Annotated in this window: 5 protein-coding genes; 2 read left to right on the top strand and 3 right to left on the bottom strand. The window is 62.1% G+C overall.

Going from position 1 to position 8,389, the window contains the following annotated elements; genetic code table 11:
• The first annotated feature begins 195 nt into the window (after nt 1-195).
• Together RIE31_03760 and RIE31_03755 are read left to right on the top strand one after the other, a co-directional pair.
• On the top strand, nt 196-681 hold the full coding sequence (locus RIE31_03760; protein MEQ8639716.1) for an Hsp20/alpha crystallin family protein: 486 nt from the start codon (nt 196-198) through the stop codon (nt 679-681).
• A gap of 567 nt (nt 682-1,248) precedes the next feature.
• The gene (locus tag RIE31_03755) at nt 1,249-2,280 is read left to right on the top strand and encodes an NAD(P)-dependent oxidoreductase (GenBank protein MEQ8639715.1); all 1,032 of its coding nucleotides are present in this window, start codon (nt 1,249-1,251) and stop codon (nt 2,278-2,280) included.
• Nucleotides 2,281-2,532: 252 nt separating this feature from the next.
• Here the strand turns inward: RIE31_03755 and RIE31_03750 are convergent, their stop codons facing one another.
• The 3 genes from RIE31_03750 to RIE31_03740 are packed head-to-tail and all read right to left on the bottom strand — an operon-like array spanning nt 2,533 to nt 8,238.
• Nucleotides 2,533-5,772: an error-prone DNA polymerase gene (locus RIE31_03750; protein MEQ8639714.1), complete on the bottom strand. Its 3,240-nt coding sequence runs from the start codon at nt 5,770-5,772 to the stop codon at nt 2,533-2,535.
• 5 nt (nt 5,773-5,777) lie between these two features.
• Nucleotides 5,778-7,406: a DNA polymerase Y family protein gene (locus tag RIE31_03745; protein ID MEQ8639713.1), complete on the bottom strand. Its 1,629-nt coding sequence runs from the start codon at nt 7,404-7,406 to the stop codon at nt 5,778-5,780.
• A complete protein-coding gene (locus tag RIE31_03740) occupies nt 7,291-8,238 on the bottom strand; it encodes a hypothetical protein (GenBank protein MEQ8639712.1) in 948 nt (315 codons plus the stop codon). The genes RIE31_03745 and RIE31_03740 overlap by 116 nt, the downstream gene beginning before the upstream one ends.
• Nucleotides 8,239-8,389 lie beyond the last annotated feature (151 nt).

The raw sequence follows: 8,389 nt of genomic DNA, 5'->3' as shown, positions 1-8,389 counted from the left end.
TGATGATCTTCGGGAGGCAGGCAACCCGGATTTCAAGGGCGGGCTACCGACACGCCACAGGTTTACATCGCCATTGAATCGGACGAATGCCTCCCCATGTGGGTGCTGTGGCTGGCATACCGGCAGTCGCACTCCCGAGTGCCCGCCTTGACACAGTGACTGCGAAAATAAAACTCCAATCAGGGAGACATGGCCATGACACGACACGATCTGATCCCGTTCTGGCGTCGCAGCGATAAGACGGAAGGCAACAACCCGTTAACGTCCCTGCACAGCCAGATTGACCGCCTGTTTCACGACGTTATGGGCGAATGGGGCTGGAGCGACAACAGCACGTCCCTTGCTTTGCAGCCGACTATGGACGTGGCGGAAACCGATTCCGGATTCGAAATTAAGTTGGACCTTCCGGGCATGGTGGAAAAGGACGTTGAGGTATCGACCGACGACGATGTACTGATGATCCGTGGTACGCGAGAGAGCGAGTCGGAAGATACCAAGAAAAACTACCATGTGAGGGAGAGGTCGTTCGGCGCCTGTGAGCGGCGCTTTCGCCTGCCCTCCACTGTGGATGCAGCGAAAACCACCGCTGAGTTCCGTGATGGCGTCCTGACAGTGCACCTGCCGAAATCCGCAACCGCTAAGTCGCGTAAACGCAAGATCAGCGTCAAGAAGGCGGCCTGATCTGGCGAAGGAATGCGGCGACCGGGCCTTTTTCAGGTCTGGTCGCCGTCGGTCTGTTTGCCGGTAGTGTCATAGCGAGCTGGCTTGGTACGGCGGGGTACTCTCCAGCTCTGCGACCTACAAAATCCCTTCCCTTCATTCAACAGTTCACCCGGGGTCATCCGGCTGACGGTGATGTTGTACACATCCGCTTTGCGCCGTCATTGCGCCAGGAGAAGGGTATCCCCGTGAGCGTGGTATCGATGTCTGCTGTGAGGCGGTGCCGTCCCAGGAGAACTCGTCCGGCCCGCAACTTCATTTTATTGCTTCTGCTCAAGCCCGCCGAACGATTGTCTGGCAGGCTCTTCTTTTGCCTACGATGACAGGCCTGTGCCGATATCGCTGTTGAGGTCAACCTGGCGCGTGTCCGTTCCTGGGCGTTAGGGTAGTTTCGTCGACCGGGCCGCGGATGCGCTTCTTCGGCCATCCCGGCCTGGGCCTTAACTGTCCGGGCAACCTGGCCGGCGGACCAATACTGCAGGGGGCGAGTTATCGCTGCTCGCAGATTTTCCCAGGAGGGCTTGAATTGTGACGCTATTGGTGACCGGCGGTGGGGGATTCGTAATGAGCAACCTCACCCGCAAGTGGCTGGAACAACTGCCGGAAGAACGGGCTGTTGTGCTCGATTCCGGGCCGGAAGATGAGGCTTTGAATTGGTTTTTCGCGCCCGTTTCTGATCGGGTCGAGTATGTAAGAGGCAGCGTTTTGGATACAGCGCTGCTGGATCAACTCGCGGCGCGGCACGGTTTCACGCGAATCGTCCATGGCGCGACGGTTACGCTCTTTGCTCCCGAAACACCGGATGGCAAGGAAATAGGTAATCCTGAGACGGATTCGCCGGACAAGGTGCTTGAGGTAAACTTCATGGGGACTGTGCGGTTGCTGGAGTTGGCACGCAGATGTCCGAATTTGAAATGTTTCATCAATATCAGTTCGGGCGACGTCTACAGCGACGACGGTCCGACGCCGCCGGGGCCAATGCCCGAGGACGGTTGGGTGGAACCGCCGGAGTTCTATGGAATCTCCAAATACGCCGCGGAACTTACGGCGAAGCGGTATGGCAAGCTGTTTGGCCTTAACGTCGCTTCCTGTCGATTGTCTGGTGTCTATGGTCCGATGGACCGCTGGCGGCCCAGTCGGGCGTATCAGTGCCCTCCCTACGTTGCCATTCACCGCGCGCTTGAGGGTCAAACGGTCCGTATCAACGCTCCTGAAGCGGTGAAGGACCACATCTATGTGGGTGACGTGGCCGATGCAGTCATTTCCCTGATGCGAAAAGAAGCGGCGTTCGACCATTCAGCCTACAATATCGCCCTCGGCCAGGCTGTTACTCTCCAGGAGCTTCTTGCCACAATTCAACAAATCATCCCGGCGCTTCGGTGGGAGGTGCGGCCTGAATCGGAGTGCGACATTATTATGAACCGAGCACACAAGCATGGCCGTTGGGGCGCCTATGATACTGGCAGGCTCCGGTCCGAAACGGGCTGGCAGCCCAGACCACTGCATGAGGCGTTGGCCGAATACGTCGCATTCATTCGGGAAACACCGGTATCAGACTGATCTGGCGCTATGAGGTGGCCCTGGGTCTTCACAATCAGATAAAGATTTTTAGTTCAATGAGTTAGAAGCGATCCGTTTTCAATACCGTCACGGGAATTGTCCGGCTGAACGGGTTTTGGCGACCAGTGAAATTATGGGTCTGACTGAACGGCCGGGCTTTTTTTTGTGGTTTTTCTTGGAAACCGTTGTCGGTGCTTTCGCGCAAGCTATGGAAATCCAGATGCGGGACTTGCGATGGGCGCTGGCAAGGCACTAGTGAAAGTTCCGCCCCTTGGGAAGAGCCCGGACGGATCGTGGATGACGGTGGGGGCTGGCGGTTGCGCGCGATTCCTGTTCGGGCTGACCGGACTCTTCACTCTGTAGCGTATCCAGTAATAGGGAGGTGAGGTCCGTCAGGCGGCGTGCGATGACGTGAATGACCCCCTGCTCGTTTTGCAGCCGACCTTCTATGGACACCATGCGGGCACCAAGAGCAATACGGCGGTGGCTTTCGAGGATTGTCGGCCAGACAATAATGTTGGCGGTACCGGTTTCATCCTCCAGGGTCATGAAGACCACACCGCTGGCGGTTCCCGGACGCTGCCGGGTCAGGACGAGGCCGGCAATCCGGACAAGGCTGTCGGTGGGGAGATTCGTCAGATCCCCTGCGGGCTTGATGTGGCGTTCAGCCAGGACCGGGCGCAGGAAGGAAAGCGGGTGTGCCTTGAGGGACAGGCGCAGGCTTTGATAATCCTCCATGACATGTTCACCGGGCTGCATGGCCGGCAACGTGACGGTCTCCTCCGGTTGCATGGGGCCATCCCGGACCGTATCGGCTGCGGCAAACAGTGGCAGGGCTTCGACCATGGAAGATTGGCCGTTCGGGCCGGTCATGGCGCGAATTTCCCAGGTCGCGGCGCGGCGGTCCAGATTCAGGGAGCGAAAGGCATCGGCGTGGGCCAGACGGCAGAGAGCCGCGGTGTTAAGGCCGGTCCTGAAACAGAAATCGCGTAGATTGCGGAAGCCTGCTCCGCGCACGGCGGTGATTTTGTGTGCATCCTCCTCCCGCAGGCCTTTCACCTGGCGCAGGCCAAGACGCAGTGCAAAGGATGTCTGCTCGTCCGGGCGATGCGGGTCTCTGGCTTCGAGCCGGTGGTCCCAGGCGCTGTAGCTGACATCCACGGGGCGTGTTTCGCCGCCATGATCCCGGAAATCCCGGACCAGGGAGGAAGATGAGTAGAAGCCCATGGGCTGGGCATTGAGAAGAGCACAGGTGAAAACGTCAGGGTAATGACATTTGAGCCAGGACGAGGCATAGGCCAGCAGAGCGAAGCTGGCGGCATGGCTTTCCGGAAAGCCATAGTCGCTGAACCCTTCGATCTGCTTGAAACAGCGCTCTGAGAAGTCGGTTGTATAGCCATTGGTAGTCATGCCGCGGATGAACTTATCCTTAAAGTTGCCGATGTCGCCAATGTGACGAAAGCTTGCCATGGCGCGGCGCAGCCGATCCGCCTCTCCCGGTGTGAAGCCGGCCGCGATGATGGCGATCTTCATGGCCTGTTCCTGGAACAACGGAACGCCGAGTGTCTTTTCAAGAACGCTTCGCAGGCCCTCGGACGGATACTCCACTTTTTCCAGGCCCTGCCGCCGGCGCAGATAGGGGTGCACCATGCCGCCCTGGATTGGCCCCGGCCGGACGATGGCGACCTCGATGACCAGATCATACATGTTGGCCGGCCTGAGGCGGGGCAACATGGACATCTGGGCCCGACTCTCAATCTGGAAAACACCAACCGTGTCGGCTTTCTGAATCATCTGATACGTAGCCGGATCGTCACGCGGAACTGCGGCCAGACTCAGACGCTTGCCATAGTGGGTTTCCAGCAGGGCAAAAGCCTTGCGCAGGCAGGTCAGCATGCCCAGCGCCAGGACATCGATCTTGAGGATGCCGAGAACGTCCAGATCGTTCTTGTCCCATTCGACGAAGGTGCGGTCGGCCATGGCGGCGTTGCCGATGGGGATGACCTCCGACAGGGGGTCCTGGGTCAGGACGAACCCGCCCACATGCTGTGACAGGTGGCGGGGAAAGCCGATGAGCATGCGGGTCAGGGCCAGGGTGCGGCGCAGCAGGGGGTCGGCCGGATCCAGGCCCGCCTGCCGCACCTGTTCATCCGGCACGCCCTGGCTCGACCAGCCCCACACATTGCCGGCCAGCGCCGCGGTCGTGTCGGCTGACAGGCCCATGGCTTTGCCTACTTCGCGCACGGCGCTGCGTGACCGGTAGGTGATGACCGTGGCGGCGATGCCGGCTCGCTCCCGGCCATAGCGGTCATAGATGTACTGCATCACCTCCTCGCGGCGCTCGTGCTCGAAATCCACGTCGATATCCGGTGGTTCGTTGCGCTCTTCGGAGATGAAGCGTTCGAACAGGAGGTCAATTTCGTCCGGATTGACGGACGTGATGGACAGGCAATAGCAGACTATTGAGTTGGCCGCCGAACCACGGCCCTGGCATAGGATATTCTGGGCCCGGGCCCAGTGCACGATGTCGTGGACAGTGAGGAAATACGGCGCATAGCCAAGCCTGGCGATAAGGGTTAGCTCCTTGCGTATGGTCGCCACGATCCTGTCCGGCAGGCCGGCCGGATAACGATCCCCGGCGCCGGCCCAGGTCAACTTCTCAAGCTGGCTTTGGGGTGTTTCGCCAGGCGGCACCGGCTCTTCGGGGTAGTTGTAGCGCAGCTCGTCCAGGTTGAAGCGACATGCCCGGGCGATATCCACCGTGCGGGCAATGGCAGCCTCGTGGCCGGCGAACAGGCGCGCCATGTCGGCCGGTGACTTCAGGTGCCGCTCGCTATTGGCGGCAAGGCGGAAGCCGGCTTCGGTGATGGTGCAGTGTTCACGAATGCAGGTCAGCACATCCTGCAATGGCCGGCGGGCCGGCACGTGATAGTGCACGTCGTTGGTTGCCACCAACGGCGTTCCGGCGCTCTCGGCCACGGCCGCCAGACGGGCGAGACGACGGCGATCATCGCCCTGATAGAGGTGACTGGCCGCAAGAAAGCATGGAGCGCCCAGATCGCTGGCGATGGCGCGTGTCTGACGGATCAGGGATTCCTGTTGCCAGTCGGCGGGGGGCAACTGAATAAAGACCTGCCCCTGAGCATGATCATAGACATCCGCCAGAGCGATATGGCATGCGCCTTTTTTCGCCCGCCGCTTGCCAAGGGTCAGCAGGCGGGTCAAGCGTCCATAGGCCTGTCGGTCGGTGGGCATGACCAGAAGGCTTGGCCCATCGGTCAGGTCGAGACGGCTGGCGACGATCAGTTGCATATCGGCGTGTCGGGCGGCGGCGTGAGCCCGCACGATGCCGGCCAGACTGTTGCGATCAGTCAGGGCCAGGGCTGTCAGGCCGAGGTCGCTGGCTGTTTCCACCAGCTCGCCGGGGTGGGAGGCGCCATGCAAGAAGGAAAAGTTGCTGCTTGCCTGCAACTCGGCATAAGCGTGTGCCATGGCTCTCAGGCGAACAGGCCATGGATGAACCAGCGCGGCGGGCCGTCGGTCTGGCTTAGCTGGTACAGGCCTTCTCTGAACAGCCAGAAGCGCCGGCCCTGATCGTCCTCTACATGATAATAGTCACGCAGTCGGCCCGGGTCGGCGCCGGCTTCGAGCCACCACTCCGGAGCGATGCGCTCCGGCCCCTCGGCCCGTACGGTGCGGTGGCCGGCCCGTCGCCAGGTGAAACGCAAGGGCGGGCCTTCCGGCACCTCTGCCAGAACCTTCACGGCTTCCGGCCTGGGCAGCAACTTGATCGGTCGGCGTGGCCGGGCTGGCCCCTTGTGGTCGGGGTCCTGCCAAAGTCCCGGCGTTGGGGTGTCACTGGTTGGCAGGTGGTGTTCAGCCCGTTCCGGCCTGTGGCTCGCCCCGGGGACCAGACGATGCACCGCGGACGCGCCCAGGCGGCCGGTCAGGCGGTCCGTGAGCCGACTGACGGCATCGCTTTCCTGTGCCTGGCCGCCGCTCTGCAGCGTGGTTTGCCGCGGTTGCATCGGGGACAGGTGCTCGGCCTCCAGCACCAGGGCATCGATGCCAAAGCCGGGATCAATGCGGTCCAGACGATCCTGAAACAGGCGGCGGAAATGACTTGCGGTCTGCTCCGTCCGGCCGGTGGCGATACCGGCCCGTGATACGCCGCCATCGGTTCGATAGGCCGATAGGCACAGGCCACGTGCGCCGTATCCTGTTTTCACCAGGCGGGCGCAGAGATATCCAAGCAGGCGATCCAGACCCTGTTCCACGCCCTGGGCTGTCAAAAGAGGATCGGCAAAATCCAGTCGTTCGCGATAGGCGGTCACCGGTGTCAGGGGTGACAGAGGCTCTTCTTCCCGCCCCAAAGCCTGATCGAGGCGGCGGAGTACAGCCACACCGTCTTCCGTTGCACGGAAGCGACGGGCGAGGCTGGCGCGCGGCAAAGGATACAGGCTGGCAATGGTCCGCAGGCCAAGGCGGTGGAGCAGAAGCACCGCGTCAGGCGGTAGACGCAGGGCGGCGACCGGCAGGTCGCTCAGGGCCTGACGCGTATCACCGGGGTCGGCAATACGCGCCTCAAGTCGGGCTGTTTCCGGCATGAAGCGGGCCAGGGCCCATGCCGCGCCCGGTGTATCTGCCAGACCGGCCTGGGCTGACAGGCCTTGTTGCTTCAAGCGGTGCAGCAGATCGTACAGCAGGCTGGTTTCGCCACCGAACAGGTGGGCGCAGCCGCTGATATCGAGCCACAGGCCATCTGTTCCCTCAGGGCTGGTCCACGGGGTATAGCGACGGCACCAATCAGCCAGCGCGCGCAGGGCGCGGGCATCGGCCTCGGGTTCGGCTGGCCGGGTTGTCAGATGCGGTGCGATTGCCCGTGCGTCGGCCAGGGTTTGCCCGGCAACCAGCCCTTCATGACGCGCGGCTCGGTTGACCGCTGTCAGGCACAGCCGGCCATTCTGCGCAGCAACCAGCGCGAAAGGCGCCGCGGCGCCGACAGATGGACTATCCGGCTTGCCGGCGGCGATTGTCCGGCGCGCAGGACGGGTGTGTGGGCCTTCGCTCCGACGCAGTCTTTCGATTGTCCATTGAGGCAGCCAGAGAGAAACAACCCGTCTCACCGTCAAACTCCACATTCCAGGTGGTGGGCCATGGTGTGCGTTCTTCCTGCCGCCCGCCATGGCAACGTTCCAGAGTGATACGCCAGGCCGGCCCGCCGGGGGCTCGTGCATCCCATGGGTCGGGTCGGCTGGGTGCCGCGGCCACGCGCCAGCGTGTTTGACCGGCGCCCGGCATGGGATCGCCATCGCGACGGTGTATCAGGCACGGCACGGCCATTCTGCGGCAGGCAAGGGCAAGCCGGCGGCTGGCGGTAAAATCCATTGCTCTGACTTCACCTACGACAGCCGCCACGGCACCGGACAGAATGCTTTCTTCCATGGCCCATAAGGCGTCACGTGTTCGCCTGCTGCGCAGCAGGATGAATCGTCCTGGATCGAGACCAAAGTTGGCGACGCCATGACCATGCAGCGGGCCGAAAGCATCGTGTGTGAAATGGTCCTGACACCACAGAATAGGGGCGCTGTCCGCCCGGCTGGCTGCCGGGGCTTCGGCCAGCCGGCGCAACAACGCCAGGGCGAAGCCATGGCTGGCGGGCCCGTCCTGATGGGCGGCGGACAACTCGTGCAGCCCGCCGGGGGATAGCCCTGCAGCCGGCAGGACGCAGTCCATGGCCGTCAGACCGAAGCGCCAGGCGGGATGATCGAAACCTCCACGCCGCACCGCATTTTCTTCGCTGTCGTGGCTTTCAAACGCACTGTGCCGTTGTTCAAGGCGGGCGATGCTTTGGCGCAAGCTGGCCAGATCGGCCGCTTTGCAGGCCGGTCCCTTGATTTGTCGCCCATAGGGGTTGGAGTGCCGCCCGCTTCCCCTTGCGTCCCTGGGGGAGGACATGGCGGGGGCCGGGAAAGCGGGCGGCGGGGCCGGTCGGGCAGTGACAGGGGTGAGGGAAGCCATGGCTTATTGTGAGAACAAAACAAGAACAAATCAATGGCCTTTTTCAGCACTGTCGTATTTTCCTTACCCAGGCGGCGAGGGCACAAGG

This window comes from Alphaproteobacteria bacterium (assembly GCA_040218575.1).
GTDB lineage: Bacteria > Pseudomonadota > Alphaproteobacteria > JAVJRE01 > JAVJRE01 > JAVJRE01.
This window is presented reverse-complemented; position numbering and strand designations above follow the sequence as displayed.

What these genes read in the sequence shown, in the direction of transcription:
- RIE31_03760 (MEQ8639716.1), top strand. Translation starts at nt 196, where the DNA reads ATGACACGACACGATCTGATCCCGTTCTGGCGTCGCAGCGATAAGACG.
- RIE31_03750 (MEQ8639714.1), bottom strand. Translation starts at nt 5,772, where the DNA reads ATGGCACACGCTTATGCCGAGTTGCAGGCAAGCAGCAACTTTTCCTTC.
- RIE31_03740 (MEQ8639712.1), bottom strand. Translation starts at nt 8,238, where the DNA reads ATGTCCTCCCCCAGGGACGCAAGGGGAAGCGGGCGGCACTCCAACCCC.